The sequence below is a fragment of the Methylomonas paludis genome (assembly GCF_018734325.1).
GTDB lineage: Bacteria > Pseudomonadota > Gammaproteobacteria > Methylococcales > Methylomonadaceae > Methylomonas > Methylomonas paludis.
Window position 1 is genome coordinate 242,408 of sequence record NZ_CP073754.1, and the last position, 15,396, is coordinate 257,803.

The 15,396-nt window shown below is 49.5% G+C and carries 11 protein-coding genes and 3 pseudogenes; 5 read left to right on the top strand and 9 right to left on the bottom strand.

The annotated features are described in order from the left end of the window. Positions 1-130 precede the first annotated feature (130 nt). Positions 131-2,512, top strand: coding sequence for a UbiA family prenyltransferase (locus tag KEF85_RS01160; RefSeq protein ID WP_246535088.1), 2,382 nt, complete (start codon positions 131-133; stop codon positions 2,510-2,512). A gap of 143 nt (positions 2,513-2,655) precedes the next feature. On the opposite strand, the gene KEF85_RS01165 is transcribed toward KEF85_RS01160, so the two are convergent. From KEF85_RS01165 to KEF85_RS01185, 5 genes and pseudogenes are all read right to left on the bottom strand, one after another. Continuing rightward, a complete protein-coding gene (locus tag KEF85_RS01165) occupies positions 2,656-3,135 on the bottom strand; it encodes a nuclear transport factor 2 family protein (RefSeq protein WP_215582786.1) in 480 nt (159 codons plus the stop codon). A gap of 426 nt (positions 3,136-3,561) precedes the next feature. After that, positions 3,562-3,699 (bottom strand): hypothetical protein, encoded by a 138-nt coding sequence (locus tag KEF85_RS01170; RefSeq protein ID WP_215582788.1) that lies wholly within the window; start codon positions 3,697-3,699, stop codon positions 3,562-3,564. A gap of 198 nt (positions 3,700-3,897) precedes the next feature. After that, positions 3,898-4,035 (bottom strand): hypothetical protein, encoded by a 138-nt coding sequence (locus KEF85_RS16770; RefSeq protein WP_246535006.1) that lies wholly within the window; start codon positions 4,033-4,035, stop codon positions 3,898-3,900. 461 nt (positions 4,036-4,496) lie between these two features. Beyond that, positions 4,497-4,967, bottom strand: coding sequence for a carboxymuconolactone decarboxylase family protein (locus tag KEF85_RS01180; protein WP_215582791.1), 471 nt, complete (start codon positions 4,965-4,967; stop codon positions 4,497-4,499). 595 nt (positions 4,968-5,562) lie between these two features. Further along, positions 5,563-6,825 (bottom strand): annotated as a pseudogene (locus KEF85_RS01185) (IS1380 family transposase); the annotation flags it as partial. Positions 6,826-6,908: 83 nt separating this feature from the next. Here KEF85_RS01185 and tnpA (KEF85_RS01190) point away from each other — a divergent pair. The 3 genes from tnpA (KEF85_RS01190) to tnpC are packed head-to-tail and all read left to right on the top strand — an operon-like array spanning position 6,909 to position 9,301. Next, entirely contained in the window at positions 6,909-7,238 is a 330-nt protein-coding gene (gene tnpA / locus KEF85_RS01190; RefSeq protein WP_215579477.1) for an IS66 family insertion sequence element accessory protein TnpA, read from the top strand. Between the two features lie 8 nt (positions 7,239-7,246). After that, entirely contained in the window at positions 7,247-7,600 is a 354-nt protein-coding gene (gene tnpB, locus KEF85_RS01195) for an IS66 family insertion sequence element accessory protein TnpB (protein WP_215579475.1), read from the top strand. Between the two features lie 45 nt (positions 7,601-7,645). After that, on the top strand, positions 7,646-9,301 hold the full coding sequence (tnpC, locus tag KEF85_RS01200; RefSeq protein WP_215580179.1) for an IS66 family transposase: 1,656 nt from the start codon (positions 7,646-7,648) through the stop codon (positions 9,299-9,301). Between the two features lie 175 nt (positions 9,302-9,476). Here tnpC and tnpB (KEF85_RS01205) read toward each other — a convergent pair whose 3' ends face one another. From tnpB (KEF85_RS01205) to KEF85_RS01215, 3 genes and pseudogenes are all read right to left on the bottom strand, one after another. Next, positions 9,477-9,830: an IS66 family insertion sequence element accessory protein TnpB gene (gene tnpB, locus KEF85_RS01205; RefSeq protein ID WP_215579475.1), complete on the bottom strand. Its 354-nt coding sequence runs from the start codon at positions 9,828-9,830 to the stop codon at positions 9,477-9,479. A gap of 8 nt (positions 9,831-9,838) precedes the next feature. Then, entirely contained in the window at positions 9,839-10,168 is a 330-nt protein-coding gene (tnpA, locus tag KEF85_RS01210) for an IS66 family insertion sequence element accessory protein TnpA (protein ID WP_215579477.1), read from the bottom strand. Positions 10,169-10,640: 472 nt separating this feature from the next. After that, positions 10,641-12,211 (bottom strand): annotated as a pseudogene (locus KEF85_RS01215) (IS3 family transposase). 677 nt (positions 12,212-12,888) lie between these two features. Here KEF85_RS01215 and KEF85_RS01220 point away from each other — a divergent pair. Then, the gene (locus tag KEF85_RS01220; protein WP_215582796.1) at positions 12,889-13,788 is read left to right on the top strand and encodes a hypothetical protein; all 900 of its coding nucleotides are present in this window, start codon (positions 12,889-12,891) and stop codon (positions 13,786-13,788) included. Between the two features lie 22 nt (positions 13,789-13,810). On the opposite strand, the pseudogene KEF85_RS01225 reads toward KEF85_RS01220, so the two are convergent. After that, positions 13,811-15,381 (bottom strand): annotated as a pseudogene (locus tag KEF85_RS01225) (IS3 family transposase). Between the last annotated feature and the right edge of the window lie 15 nt (positions 15,382-15,396).

Genomic DNA, 15,396 nt, shown 5'->3' on the forward strand with positions numbered 1-15,396 from the left:
TTTTGGTATAAAGCTGTGTCGTAAATCCGACAAAAATGGTTTTGTGGTATGGCGCAGGGCTACAAAATTAATTTGGTATACTGTGCAGCGTGAGCATTAGGTTTAAAAATTGTCAGGAGTCAAGTCAGTGATGAAATATAAAGGATTATGGTATTACGCAGTTTTGCTGGTTTTTTTGGGTTGGTGTGTCATCTCGTTTCGGGCTGACATCGCCCAGATCAAATTACTGCCGGTGGTTCAGGCCTGGGATAAAGTGCTGCTGGCCCTGGCCTTATCCCTGCTGAATTATTTGCTGCGCGTTATGCGCTGGACAGCCTATCTCCAACGCCTGGGGCACGGTTTGACGTTTCGTTTCTCGGCATTGACCTATCTTGCCGGTTTTGCCTTTACCCTGTCGCCAGGCAAAGTCGGGGAAATGGTCAGAGGCCGTTATCTGCAAAAATCCGGTGTTCCCTTGACCAGTACCGCAGCAGCGTTTTTTGTAGAACGCCTGCTGGATTTGCTGGCCATGATCGCCTTGGCAACCCTGGCAGTTGCATACTCCAGCTATCAATCCCTGATCTGGGGAGCGGTTGCCGTCATCATCGTCATCATGGCCTTATTAACCATTGCCCCCTGGTCAGCCATCATGCAGCGATTGGAGGCACAAAGCTGGTTGCCGGTATTTTTCCGGCGCATTATCCATACTGTCTTGTGTACCCTGCTTTCCGCCAGAGCGCTGCTGCAGCCGGGTATCCTGCTCAAAGGCTTTGTGTTGGGCCTGATAGCCTGGGCTTGTGAAGGTGTGGGCCTGATGGTACTGGGCAACATCCCACCCGAAGTAGGCATGGATGTCAGTGCGGCGGTAGGCATCTACTCAATTGCCGTGATCGTCGGCGCCCTGTCATTTCTACCAGGCGGACTGGGCGGCACCGAGGCCCTGATGGTGGCCCTGCTTGCTGCACACGGCTATACCATGCCGGATGCCATTCTACTAACCCTGGTCTGCCGCCTGCTGACCCTGTGGTTTGCCGTGCTGATAGGCTGGATAGCCGTATTCATGCTGCGTCCCCAGCCAGACCGGCGCATCAAAGTACCGGACGATCAGCCGGAAACCTTGTCAATACCCTTATGTGTCGATCTGGACGGCACCCTGATACACAGCGATCTATTATTGGAAACCTTAGTATTGCTGCTCAAGCGTAATCCTTTATACGTTTTTCTGGTGCCGGTCTGGTTATTAAAAGGCAAAGCCGCCATGAAAGCCCAAATTGCCGCACGAGTCAGCCTCAACCCGGCCGCCTTACCCTACAACAAAGCCCTGCTGGGTTGGTTGCACAGTCAGCGGCAGGCCGGTCGTCAACTCTGGCTATGTACAGCATCCAATCAGCGTCTGGCAGATGCCGTAGCCGCCCATTTACAGATTTTTAACGGAGTACTGGCCAGTACCGATCAGCTTAACCTGTCCGGGCGCAAAAAAGCCGCAAAACTGGTGCAGCAATTTGGTACCAAAGCTTTTGATTACTGTGGCAACGCCCATATCGACCTAGCGATTTGGGCAGAAAGTCGTGCCGCCATCACCGTAAATGCCGGGGCAAAATTGCAGCAACAAGCGGAAAAAATAGCCGAAATAGCCGGAATATTCCCCAAGTCCAACGGCTTGCTGCGGCCTATCCTAAAGGCAATGCGCCTGCATCAGTGGGCCAAAAACGTACTGATTTTCGTGCCCTTGGCGGCTGCCCATAAACTGAGTGACTTTATTAGCGTTCAACAGACGCTGATGGCCTTTCTGGCGTTTGGTTTCTGTGCCTCCTCCGTGTACTTGCTCAACGACATGCTGGATTTGGAAGTAGACCGCGAACACCCCAGAAAATGCCGGCGGCCCTTCGCATCCGGCAGCCTGTCGCTGGCTTACGGCCTGGTGCTGATACCCTTGCTGCTATTGGCAACCCTGCTGCTGGCGCTCAACCTGCCCGGCAAATTCTGCTTAGTGCTGGCCGGCTATTATCTGCTCACCATCGCCTATTCCTTTGGATTGAAACGCATCGTCTTAATCGACACCATCACCCTGGCCGGTTTATACACCGTTCGCATCATTGCCGGTGCCACCGCCATCGCCGTGCCCTTGTCGTTCTGGTTGTTACTGTTTTCGGTGTTTTTATTCTTCAGTCTGGCGCTGGTCAAACGCTATGCCGAACTGGATGCCATGCAGCGGCAGGGCAAACTCAAAGCCGCCGGGCGCGGCTATCGCATCCAGGATCTGCCCATGCTGCACAGTATGGGCAGCTCTTCCGGCTATTTATGCGTACTGGTACTGGCTTTATATATCAACTCCCCGGATATCCAGGCCCTGTACCACCACCCCCAGGTCATCTGGTGCCTGTGTGTCCTGCTGCTGTACTGGATCAGCCGCATCTGGCTAAAAACCCATCGCGGCGAAATGCACGACGACCCGGTCATCTTCGCCCTAAAAGACAAAGCCAGCCTGCTGGTCGGTGCTCTGGCAGCCCTGGTCGCGGTGCTGGCAGTGTGATTGCGCGGTACTTTAAAAATGGGCTAACTATTCAGCGTCCAAGTATCTATTCTTATCAGCGTACGATTATTCGCTGAAGAATTACCGTAATGCCTTAACTGAGCTGCAAGCAGCCATATCCCGTTAATTCGTTGCCCGCAGAGTTAAAGCCCCAACTCACTAAGTCCAGGATGATCATCAGGCCGCCGCCCAAGCGGCCAACGAAATTGACGTTCAGCCTCCGTAATAGCCAAATCATTAATCGAAGCATAACGCCGCCGCATCAGACCGTTAGCATCAAACTCCCAGTTCTCATTACCGTAAGAACGAAACCACTCACCATCATCATTGTGCCACTCGTAGGCAAATCGCACCGCAATGCGGCTATCCGTAAAACCCCACAGCTCTTTTATTAACCGATACTCATGCTCCTTCGCCCATTTCCGGGTCAAAAAAGCGATGATCTGCTCCCGGCCTACCGGAAATTCAGCCCGATTACGCCATTGGCTGTCAACCGTATAAGCCAGCGCCACCCGCTCCGGATTTTTGCCATTCCAGCCATCTTCCGCCATACGGACTTTTTGGCTTGCCGTTTCGTAGTTAAACGGCGGTAAAGGTGGCCGAGCCGCTTCATTGGTACTCATAGAAAACTCCTGATCAGTAAAGGTGTGAGTGTTTAAAAAGTTTGTAACTATTCAGTATCCAAGTTCAGCGGACTGCCATAGCCTGAATCATCGCGCCCCGTAGCCTCGATGCAACGCAGTGGAATCGAGGGCTTCGCAGCACAACCTTAATCAAACCAGCGTCAGCGGAATTCAACAATTCCCTATACCGCTTGAACCAAAATCAATTATTAACGCAAATATAGCCATGTAGGGTGGCTTCGCCGCCAGGCAAGCCACCAAAACTACGCGGGCGTTTGGCGTCTAGCTATCGCAAAACACCCAACGCAACAGAGGCCAGCATAACCTGCATCATCGCGACCCGTAGCCTCGATGCAACGTAGTGAAATCGAGGGCTTCGCAGCACAACCTTAATCAAACCAGCGTCAGCGAGATTCAACAAGGTCCTTACAAAACCTGGGGGCCGCCATGATGCTGCACATAAGACCAGCCGGATTCCGATACAATGGCCTGATAAAAAAAATCACATCGGCTAATAAATTCAGCCCCCAACTCACTGATGCCCATCTCAGCTTCGTCAACCATGTAAGGTGGCTTCGCCGCCAGGCAAGCCACCAAAACTACGCGGGCGTTTGGCGTCTAGCTATCGCAAAACACCCAACGCAACAGAGGCCACCATAACCTGCATCATCGCGACCCGTAGCCTCGATGCAACGTAGTGGAATCGAGGGCTTCGCAGCACAACCTTAATCAAACCAGCGTCAGCGAGATTCAACAATGTCCTTACAAAACCTGGGGGCCGCCATGATGCTGCACATAAGACCAGCCGGATTCCGATACAGTGGCCTGATAAAAACAATCACGCCGGTTAATAAATTCAGCCCCCAACTCACTGATGCCCATCTCAGCTTCGTCAACCATGTAGGGTGGCTTCGCCGCCAGGCAAGCCACCAAAACTACGCGGGCGTTTGGCGTCTAGCCATCTCAAAACACCCAACGCAACAGAGGCCACCATAACCTGCATCATCGCGACCCGAAGCCTCGATCCAACTTAGTGAAATCGAGGGCTTCGCAGCACAACCTTAATCAAACCAGCGTCAGCGAGATTCAACAATGTCCTTACAAAACCTGGGGGCCGCCATGATGCTGCTCATAAGGCCAGCCGGATTCCGATACCGTGGCCTGATAAAAACAATCACGCCGGTTAATAAATTCAGCCCCCAACTCACTGATGCCCATCTCAGCTTCGTCAGCTCATTCAAAATCACGGTTAACCTAAAGACTGGACGTAAACCCAATCTGGGCAAACGCAGTCACCATGCTCATTCTCCTGTAATACCGGTGACAGCAACTGCCGCCGGATTAACCATAAAGTTTAAGGTTCAGGCCGCCATTTTCAGCTCAACTTTGGGAAAGTCGATTTCCACCCGGCTGGCTTTACCTATCATATTGGTCAATATATTCATCCCCACATGGGTGATAATCTCCACCAGAGGCCGAGCGAATTTTACCGCAACCGCCGCTTTGCCATCTTCACTGCTGGCTAAACGATTGCACTCAATTTCACTAAGCGTTAAACCGGTTTTACGGCCAAGCGCAGTATGCGCAGACACACAATATTCACAGCTATTTTGCTGCGCCACCGTTAAAGCAATCCGCTCTCTGGTTTGCGGGCTTAAACGGCCTTCACTGGCAATGCCGTGCAAACCCAAAAAAGCCCGCAAAGCCGTAGGCGAGTTGGCCAGCACTTTCAAAAAATTCGGCACCATGCCCAATTTAGACTGAATGGCCTGCAATAAAGCCAGTTGTTCAGTATTAGCGGTTTCAGTAGTTACAATGTTAATGCGGCTCATGATAATTCTCCACTTCTGATGTTGATTAAGTGGTTTACCCGCAATGCTTGGGGTGAGTAAACTTTAACGGAGAACGTAAAAATCAAGAATATCCTAAATTTACAATATTTAATTCCAAAAAATGGAATAATGAATAGGCTAAGGCGATAAGTCGCAATCCATACGGCAACGAAATACCGTAAAAAAATGTTTGTAACGAGATATATCGAGTATCGCTGACAATACGTCGTCTGACGGTTGGTATTTCATGCACGGATTGGAATATTTGAGTTACAGCGATTTGTTAAAACTGAATTTTATCCAGATAATTGGTGTAATCTGAATCAAACTTTGATACTAGTGGCGGCGAATAAAATTTCCTGAATCCGTGTTCCTTTCGGTTTAAGTGAGGGCAGTCGCGTTTCAGACGCGTTTTTTAAAAAAATCTACCACCAATCGAAATTTAACTGCCGTTCATCAAGCCCTCAGTCGCAAAAATCAATCGTTTCCATGGTATTGCCGGCATCGCCAGATGAAAAACCTGACGCCAAGACAAGCAATCTTCTTCTCTACCCGGAGAATCAGCTCGTAACCAGCATCTCAGCTTTCGCGCCGCTTATCCTGATGCAAAGCCAGGCTGCACCACCAATCGCTCTTGTAAATAAGCGAATACTTTTGCCACGGGTGAGGCGCACCCTAAGTCCAGCCACCATTGCCGGGCTTTGTGGATCACCTGGGCTGCTCGATACATGACTTCTTGCAGCACCGTTCGTAACCGCCGTCGTTTTGCCGGATGACGTATTGGCGCCAAGTCGCCAGTCAAGCCCAGTTGACCAATCAGTCGCAAGCAATTATAGGCAAACATACCCATTCTCAATAGACAGTCGTTGGTCTCAAACTTTCCAGATGGTAAGCGTTCCATATCCAGGTCAGTTTTGAATTCCGAATGAAATTGTTCATGGGTGCCGTGGTCGCGGTAGCGTTCAATGACGGTTTCTTCGGGTTCCTCCAGACTCGTCCACCAGCCTTCCAGTTGAATGTCCGGCAGTAATAGCATCTGGCCGTGCTTATTGCTCGTGCGTTCAATGATCCGCACGACCAGTCTGAAGGGGCGAGTCTGTTTTTTCCAAGCACGTTCCACCGTCAGTGTCATTAACGCTTCCCGTTTACCGGGGCGTTTTTCAACAAAGGCGCCGGCCGCTTCCGCTTTTTCTAACCAGGATGTCTTATCTTGCCGTCTTGGATTCCACTTGATCAAGTATTCAAAGCGCCTGTTCATGGCTGCCCAGCGTTCTTTCTCAGCCGCAACCGTAAATAACAGTTTGGCGCTATCAAACCCTGAGTCTTTGCGTAATAACAACGGCAAACCCGGTGCAACCAAGCGCTCAACTCGAGGAAACAGCCTTTCTAGAAAATAATCAATCTCCAGCGATGAATGCCAGCGGCCTGGACGCAGTTCCAATCCTATACACCAGCCTTCATTGCCCAAATAAGCCGCGACAGGCGTATAGCCATCCACTCCCTGATAGGTTCGACTCACCTCTTCCTTCTTGGTACCGCTCTGATCCATGACGAAGGTGTCCATGTCCAGACAGACGTAGCCTTTATGCGGCGTAATTGGGGCTTCTGTTCGTTCGATGAGTCGTATCGATAGATCATCCACCGGCTCCAGCAGGCTGCCGCTGACACGATCAAGACGTTGCCGCAGCCACACGCTGCCGGGAACCTTACGTACATCCAATGCCTTCTTGAAAAAACGATCTTCACGAAACGGCTCAACAGCCTCGAAGTCGCTTTTGCCTATACTTAAAAGGCCAACAGTGGTTTTGACTAAATCCGAGGTTTTGATACCCTGTGAAACAGGTATTCTACCGTCCACCGTAAGCGCTCAATTATCCGCGTAATTCACAACCCTTATGGGCCCTGTCAGACTATCCCCACGCTATAAACTTGGGATTTACGATGGCATCAACCGAAAGCAATACCGATCACGAATTCTGGCAACGCCATATCGAGCAATGGCACACCTCCGGGTTATCTCAAGCCAGTTACTGCCGCCAGCAAGCGCTACTTGTCCATCGATTTAGTTATTGGAAGCGCAAGTTCCTGGCAGAGTGCGAACCGATTTCGCCTGATCCAAAAAGCGGCTTTGCCCGAGTGCAAGTAGCGGCACCTGTCGCCACACCTTCCTCGCCGGGCTTGTCCTTGTGCTTTCGGGATGGCATCCGGTTGACCGGGATTACGCAGACTAATCTGGCTTTGATTAAACCCTTGCTTGAGGTATTGCGGTGACTTATATCATGCGCCCCGCCTTGGAACTGACAGAGGTCTATCTTTACCGGCAAGCCATTGATTTTCGCAAATCCCATCGTGGCCTGGCGGCGATTATTGAGTGTGAGCTCGGCCATAATCCGTTTGATGGTGGGCTGTATGCGTTCACCAATCAGCAGCGAACTAAAATCAAATGTTTGTTCTGGGAAAACACGGGCTTTGTCCTTTATTACAAGGCTTTGGTCGAGGATAAGTTCAAGTGGCCGAAGGGTGATGAGGCACTGTTAACGTTAACCGGTCAGCAGTTGAATTGGCTTTTGGATGGCTATGACATTAGCGTCATGAAAGGCCATAAAAACCGGCATTATGAATCTGTTTTTTAAGGGAAATATCAGTATTTACGGAGTGAAATCGCGTATAATATCAGCATGATTTCACCTCACTTTCCTGCCTTAGAACACGATGATTACTCGGCTGTCTTGTTGCCGGGGATGCTCGCTGAATTACTTGAAAAAGCACAACGCGTGGATGAGTTAACGCAAACCGTTGAACTTAAATCCGAAGTCATTGCCTCGCTCAAACAACGGATTGAGTTACTCGAAGAAGCGCTACGGTTATCCAAAGTCAAACGCTTTGCACCTTCGAGTGAACAGTCGGGGCAAATCTCGTTATTTGATGATGCTGAAATTGAAGCCACGGTGGATTTTGAAACCGCAACGGATGAAGCGGTCGACGAAGTCGAGGCGATTGCGTCCGGCATTGCGTCCGAATCCCCTGAGGCCGGTCAAACTAAGCAAAAACCGGGACGTAAACCGTTTGCCGACAACTTACCCCGCGAGCAAATCTTTATCAAGCTGAGCGATGAAGAAAAAGCCGGTGCCATTACGACCTTCTTTACTAAAGTCAAAGAAGAACTGGACATTATCCCCGCACAAGTACGGGTTTTAGAATACATGCAAGAAAAAGCCGTGTTTCTGGAACCGAGTCAAGATGAGATGCAACGCCGGATTATAGCTGCCGTTCTGCCCAAGCATCCTGTTCCGGGTGCAATGGGTAGCATTGACCTGATGTGCTCTGTACTCATCTATAAATACTGCGATGGCTTACCGCTTTATCGACTTGAAAACATCTTAGCCCGTTATGGCGGCGAACTCTCAAGGGCCACGCTAGCCAACTGGGTCATCGCGCTGGCCAGACCCTTGCAACCTTTGATTAATCTCCTCCGGGATCATCAACAGGCCGGCAACCTCATCATGGCCGACGAAACACGGGTGCAGGTCCTCAAAGAACCGGGGCGACCGGCGACCTCGGATAAATTCATGTGGGTGACACTGGGCGGTCCGCCTGGACAACCTAGCGTGTTGTTTGAATACGATCCGTCCCGCAGCCAGGACGTGCCGTTGCGCCTGCTTGATGGTTTTCAGGGTTATCTGCAAACCGATGGCTTTGCTGGCTACAATGCCGCGTGCCTTATTAACAACATTACCCAACTAGGTTGTTGGGATCATGTGCGCCGCAAATTTAAAGAGGCTCAAGATGCGCAACCCAAACCGAAGAAAGGTAAACCGTATAAGGCGAGCAAAGCGGATCACATCCTGGGTTTAATCAATACACTCTATATGATAGAGCGGCAGATCAAAACACTGAGCGCCGCAGAAAAATTTCAGCAACGCTGCAAAAGAAGCCTGCCTGTTTTGAAAAAACTGAAAACGTACCTGGATGACAATCAACACAAAGTGCCGAAGGACGGTTTAACCGGCAAGGCCATGACTTACCTCAGTAATCAATGGGATAAGCTGATGGTGTATTGCTCGAATGGGGAATTGAACATCAGCAATATTCTTGCTGAAAACGCTATTCGTCCCTTTGTGATTGGTCGCAAAGCATGGTTATTCAGTGATAGCCCCAAAGGCGCACAAGCCAGCGCAATCCATTACAGTTTGATTGAAACGGCTAAAGCTAATGGAATAGAACCCTACGCCTATTTAACCCAAGTCCTCAAAGCACTGCCTTATGCCGATACGGTTGAAAAAATTGAAGCCTTGTTGCCCTGGAATTTTAAAAATCAGAATTTTGCCAGATAGGGGTACTACGTGCTTTATTAAGCGCTTACTCCACGCGTTGTGCTTTTTCAAGTAATTCAGCGAGCATCCCCGGCAACAAGACAGCCGAGTAATCATCGTGTTCTAAGGCAGGAAAGTGAGGTGAAATCATGCTGATATTATACGCGATTTCACTCCGTAAATACTGATATTTCCCTTAAAAAACAGATTCATAATGCCGGTTTTTATGGCCTTTCATGACGCTAATGTCATAGCCATCCAAAAGCCAATTCAACTGCTGACCGGTTAACGTTAACAGTGCCTCATCACCCTTCGGCCACTTGAACTTATCCTCGACCAAAGCCTTGTAATAAAGGACAAAGCCCGTGTTTTCCCAGAACAAACATTTGATTTTAGTTCGCTGCTGATTGGTGAACGCATACAGCCCACCATCAAACGGATTATGGCCGAGCTCACACTCAATAATCGCCGCCAGGCCACGATGGGATTTGCGAAAATCAATGGCTTGCCGGTAAAGATAGACCTCTGTCAGTTCCAAGGCGGGGCGCATGATATAAGTCACCGCAATACCTCAAGCAAGGGTTTAATCAAAGCCAGATTAGTCTGCGTAATCCCGGTCAACCGGATGCCATCCCGAAAGCACAAGGACAAGCCCGGCGAGGAAGGTGTGGCGACAGGTGCCGCTACTTGCACTCGGGCAAAGCCGCTTTTTGGATCAGGCGAAATCGGTTCGCACTCTGCCAGGAACTTGCGCTTCCAATAACTAAATCGATGGACAAGTAGCGCTTGCTGGCGGCAGTAACTGGCTTGAGATAACCCGGAGGTGTGCCATTGCTCGATATGGCGTTGCCAGAATTCGTGATCGGTATTGCTTTCGGTTGATGCCATCGTAAATCCCAAGTTTATAGCGTGGGGATAGTCTGACAGGGCCCATAAGGGTTGTGAATTACGCGGATAATTGAGCGCTTACAATATTACTTAGCAAGCTCCCGGTTCAATAACTGCAAGACAGCCAATGAGGTTCTTGAGATTGCGGAAGAAATTCTTGGTGTCTTGAACGGGGCAACAAAGCTAGCACTTGGGGGTAACCTGGGTATCACTGAATCAGGTGTTCTTGAGCATCGTCTCGATGGAACAGAGACGTTCCATATGCATGTGTCTGATACGATTCATGTTCGGGAATCGTTTGTCCTATCAGTCGTGGACTCAGAAGGAAATGTAATTGAAGAGCACAAGCCAGCTGACCCAATACCGACTTGGCTGCAAGCTAGTCTGATGGATGATTCTGTCAGAAAAGTCTTTAGATTGTTTGGTCAACAGCGGAAATTGTCAATGTAGTTGTCGCCTCGACGTTTAAATCTTAAGCGGCATTTTTGTTCTGAGTTGTCTCCTCTGTATTAGGTTTACTGTTAGTCACTGGCTTATCAGGATTAAGGTGGACTGCTTGGATGCAATCCCAATTCCGCGTGTTACCAGTCCATCGCTTCGGGTTTCGATCACGGGCAGCCTCATAAACGGCTTTACGCTTAACCAGTAGGCCTTGATCTAAGCCTTCATGGCGTTGCGCTGGCGTGACAAACCGGATGGCGCTGTGGCGATGCTCGTGGTTGTACCATTCCACCAGTCTCGTTACCCAGTCACGAGCATCCGTCACCTTTGCAAACGGCTTTAACGGATAGTTTGGCCGGTATTTTAAGGTCTTAAAGAGCGATTCTGAGTAAGGATTGTCGTTGCTAACCGAAGGCCGACTTAACGAGGGCATGACACCGAGTTGTTGCAAGGTTGCCAGCATGGTAGCGCCTTTCATGGGGCTACCGTTATCAGAGTGCAGTATCAGCTGTTTGGGCTGTATCCCCTCACGATGGCACAGGTCACGTAACAATTCGCCTGCCAAGGTACTGCTTTCCTCTTCAAACACCTGCCAACCCACGATCTTTCGGCTGAAAATATCCACAAACAGGTAAAGATAGAAAAACTGTCCACGGATTGCTGATGGCAGATAGGTAATATCCCAGCTATAAAGTTGGTTAGGTACGGTGGCACAGAGGGCACGCGGTTTAGTGCGGGATTGAGCAGGGCGTTCACTGCGACGGTGTGCCAATTGGTTTTCTGCTCGCAGTACGCGATAGAATGTCGATTCAGAAGCCAGATAGCGGCCTTGATCGGCCAGCCGAGGTACGATCTGACTCGGCGGCAGATGCCCAAATTCATCGGAATTGGCAACAGCCAACACCTCGGCTCGCTCCATGACGGTAAGCTTATGCGGCGGTTGATATTCACGTAATGGACGTTGATCACAATGAACGGTCTCACCGGTCTGCCAGCGCTGCAAGGTGCGTTCGCTTAAACCCAGCACTTCACAAGCTTGGGCTTGCCGCGCACCCGCTATTATCGATTCATTCAGTAAAACAATTACTTGCTTGCGCTCTTCGTGGGCAGTCATTCGACCTCTCCCCCCAAGAGCGCTCGGAACTTTTTTTGCAGAACCAACAGCGCGGCGGCTTCTGCTAAGGCTTTGTCTTTGCGTAACAACTCTCGCTCCAGGGTATGAATTTCCGCTTTTAGGGTATGCACTTCACCTTTTTCAGATACGCCACCCTGACGACAGAATTCAGCTTTCCACTGCTCAAGCTGATGAACGAATAACCCTTGTTCACGGCACCAGGCATTCAAGTCTTCCCCGTTCAAGCCATAAGATTTCTGTAACGCTGAGAGACGTTCTTCAGGACGCCAATCATCAGGGCGTTTCGATTTCGACGGTAGATCTCGGGAGTTATGCAATTTAGCTTTTTTCATCCATGTTTTTAGGGTTTGCCAGCAAACGTTCAAGTCCTTCGCAATATCCTGAATCGATTGGTCGTTTCCACGGTTGTAAACTTTTCTCAGAGCTTGCTCTTTGAAGTCTTCAGAATACCTTGTATATGTTTTCATCTCTAATCTCAAATTTTATTGGCTTTAAAAATTTGAGACGACAACTAGTCTGACGCGGGGGGACAGCACGACTGGGTTAACTTGTACAGGATATTTGAGGTAATCGAAAATGATGTTGGAGGCATTAACAAGATTGCTGAAAACGATTGGTCAACGAAAACGCAAGTCAAGACATTCAAACATACCGCAAACAGCCCAAACGCCGTCGGCGATGATGCAAGACATGGAAAAGAGCACACCGAGCCGCCGAAATCTCCAATGCTTCTCTCTGAGGCTAGAGCATTGGTCGAGACTCTTGTACATCACTGGTTGCGGAGCAAAGGTTATGTCTAACACGGCACTCCAGCCGACGTCAGGCCGCGATGCGGCCTTCCTCGGCTGAGTTGAAATTCATATGGTCAAATGACCACTATATCGGTTACTTTCTTGACGGTGACAACAACCAGAGTCAGGCGGTTATTTCACTGTGGGAGCCAATTGAGGCAATACATTTTGCAACATCGTATTCACTCCTTATAGATATTCGTGCGGGCAGAAAGTAATGAATGGCTAACCAGCGGGTCAACTTGACCGGCAAAAGCTACGCTCCTATCTCGCTACGCCTTTACCGTCAAGTTACCCTTGTCGTTATGCGGCTGGTACCGACGTTGCAATGAGTTGATGGCAGAAAATTTGAAATGAAAAAAGACTGGATTCTCCAAACAAAAGAAACTCGCCGAGCATTCTCCAACGCCACTTGGGTTCCGTTAAGAGCATTAGTAATTGACGAGAAGGGAAATGTCAAAGATATAGGCTACATCGGTGACTATTTTGGTTGTGGGTCTGCCGCATTCCCGCCAGAGCATCGAAACTTGGTTGAAGATCGCCTAGGCTGGAGTGATATTGGAATAGGGCATACCGTAGCACCTTATGCTTATGACGATGGCTATTACGCATCCATTGATCAATTTCAATACAACGACAAAGAGCCAATAGGTGTTAATCTCGTCTTCGAGCATCCTCAGCCTGTCGTTGGTGGAAAGCAATGGATATTGAATCCTGACCTAGTAGTTGCGCTCCGACTGATAAAAGAAGGGACGAACTGGGTTAGGCCAGAAGAGGATTTCGTTGTAGTAGCCCGTGAGAGTTTCAATGAAAGAGGTGAACATCAGCTGATCGAGATCAAGCGAGAATTCCTCCTTGACTATTTGGCCGCAAGAAATCTTTCACTTCGCCTCTCTTATTACCGGCAAAGAGTGGAAAACGTGCCATTGCTTGAAGGCAGTGAGTACGCAGATTTGACAGAACTTCAAGAGGAGCGAAATGGAGGCCGATTTGAGCTCCGAATCCGTGACATTAATGACGTTTTCGGAGGAAGCTGGGCAATGTTCCATGCTTGGCGAACGGACGTCGACGAAGATGAAGACGCACCTGTGATGGGGCCAGAAAATGACCAAAACACGAGCCATGAAAGCTCGCAAGGTCAACGTGGCGGTTATCAGGGTGTTCGGATTGAGGGTGAGTTCTGGCGGGATGAATGGATTGAACACCAATCTCAAAGCGTGCGAGTTCGTGGAGATCGGAAATTGTCAATGTAGTTGTCGCCTCGACGTTTAAATCTTAAGCGGCATTTTTGTTCTGAGTTGTCTCCTCTGTATTAGGTTTACTGTTAGTCACTGGCTTATCAGGATTAAGGTGGACTGCTTGGATGCAATCCCAATTCCGCGTGTTACCAGTCCATCGCTTCGGGTTTCGATCACGGGCAGCCTCATAAACGGCTTTACGCTTAACCAGTAGGCCTTGATCTAAGCCTTCATGGCGTTGCGCTGGCGTGACAAACCGGATGGCGCTGTGGCGATGCTCGTGGTTGTACCATTCCACCAGTCTCGTTACCCAGTCACGAGCATCCGTCACCTTTGCAAACGGCTTTAACGGATAGTTTGGCCGGTATTTTAAGGTCTTAAAGAGCGATTCTGAGTAAGGATTGTCGTTGCTAACCGAAGGCCGACTTAACGAGGGCATGACACCGAGTTGTTGCAAGGTTGCCAGCATGGTAGCGCCTTTCATGGGGCTACCGTTATCAGAGTGCAGTATCAGCTGTTTGGGCTGTATCCCCTCACGATGGCACAGGTCACGTAACAATTCGCCTGCCAAGGTACTGCTTTCCTCTTCAAACACCTGCCAACCCACGATCTTTCGGCTGAAAATATCCACAAACAGGTAAAGATAGAAAAACTGTCCACGGATTGCTGATGGCAGATAGGTAATATCCCAGCTATAAAGTTGGTTAGGTACGGTGGCACAGAGGGCACGCGGTTTAGTGCGGGATTGAGCAGGGCGTTCACTGCGACGGTGTGCCAATTGGTTTTCTGCTCGCAGTACGCGATAGAATGTCGATTCAGAAGCCAGATAGCGGCCTTGATCGGCCAGCCGAGGTACGATCTGACTCGGCGGCAGATGCCCAAATTCATCGGAATTGGCAACAGCCAACACCTCGGCTCGCTCCATGACGGTAAGCTTATGCGGCGGTTGATATTCACGTAATGGACGTTGATCACAATGAACGGTCTCACCGGTCTGCCAGCGCTGCAAGGTGCGTTCGCTTAAACCCAGCACTTCACAAGCTTGGGCTTGCCGCGCACCCGCTATTATCGATTCATTCAGTAAAACAATTACTTGCTTGCGCTCTTCGTGGGCAGTCATTCGACCTCTCCCCCCAAGAGCGCTCGGAACTTTTTTTGCAGAACCAACAGCGCGGCGGCTTCTGCTAAGGCTTTGTCTTTGCGTAACAACTCTCGCTCCAGGGTATGAATTTCCGCTTTTAGGGTATGCACTTCACCTTTTTCAGATACGCCACCCTGACGACAGAATTCAGCTTTCCACTGCTCAAGCTGATGAACGAATAACCCTTGTTCACGGCACCAGGCATTCAAGTCTTCCCCGTTCAAGCCATAAGATTTCTGTAACGCTGAGAGACGTTCTTCAGGACGCCAATCATCAGGGCGTTTCGATTTCGACGGTAGATCTCGGGAGTTATGCAATTTAGCTTTTTTCATCCATGTTTTTAGGGTTTGCCAGCAAACGTTCAAGTCCTTCGCAATATCCTGAATCGATTGGTCGTTTCCACGGTTGTAAACTTTTCTCAGAGCTTGCTCTTTGAAGTCTTCAGAATACCTTGTATATGTTTTCATCTCTAATCTCAAATT

Coding starts and splice junctions, on each gene's coding strand:
- KEF85_RS01160 (WP_246535088.1), top strand. CDS start 131: ATGAAATATAAAGGATTATGGTATTACGCAGTTTTGCTGGTTTTTTTG.
- KEF85_RS01165 (WP_215582786.1), bottom strand. CDS start 3,135: ATGAGTACCAATGAAGCGGCTCGGCCACCTTTACCGCCGTTTAACTAC.
- KEF85_RS01170 (WP_215582788.1), bottom strand. CDS start 3,699: ATGGTTGACGAAGCTGAGATGGGCATCAGTGAGTTGGGGGCTGAATTT.
- KEF85_RS16770 (WP_246535006.1), bottom strand. CDS start 4,035: ATGGTTGACGAAGCTGAGATGGGCATCAGTGAGTTGGGGGCTGAATTT.
- KEF85_RS01180 (WP_215582791.1), bottom strand. CDS start 4,967: ATGAGCCGCATTAACATTGTAACTACTGAAACCGCTAATACTGAACAA.
- tnpA (WP_215579477.1), top strand. CDS start 6,909: ATGGCATCAACCGAAAGCAATACCGATCACGAATTCTGGCAACGCCAT.
- tnpB (WP_215579475.1), top strand. CDS start 7,247: ATGCGCCCCGCCTTGGAACTGACAGAGGTCTATCTTTACCGGCAAGCC.
- tnpC (WP_215580179.1), top strand. CDS start 7,646: ATGATTTCACCTCACTTTCCTGCCTTAGAACACGATGATTACTCGGCT.
- tnpB (WP_215579475.1), bottom strand. CDS start 9,830: ATGCGCCCCGCCTTGGAACTGACAGAGGTCTATCTTTACCGGCAAGCC.
- tnpA (WP_215579477.1), bottom strand. CDS start 10,168: ATGGCATCAACCGAAAGCAATACCGATCACGAATTCTGGCAACGCCAT.
- KEF85_RS01220 (WP_215582796.1), top strand. CDS start 12,889: ATGAAAAAAGACTGGATTCTCCAAACAAAAGAAACTCGCCGAGCATTC.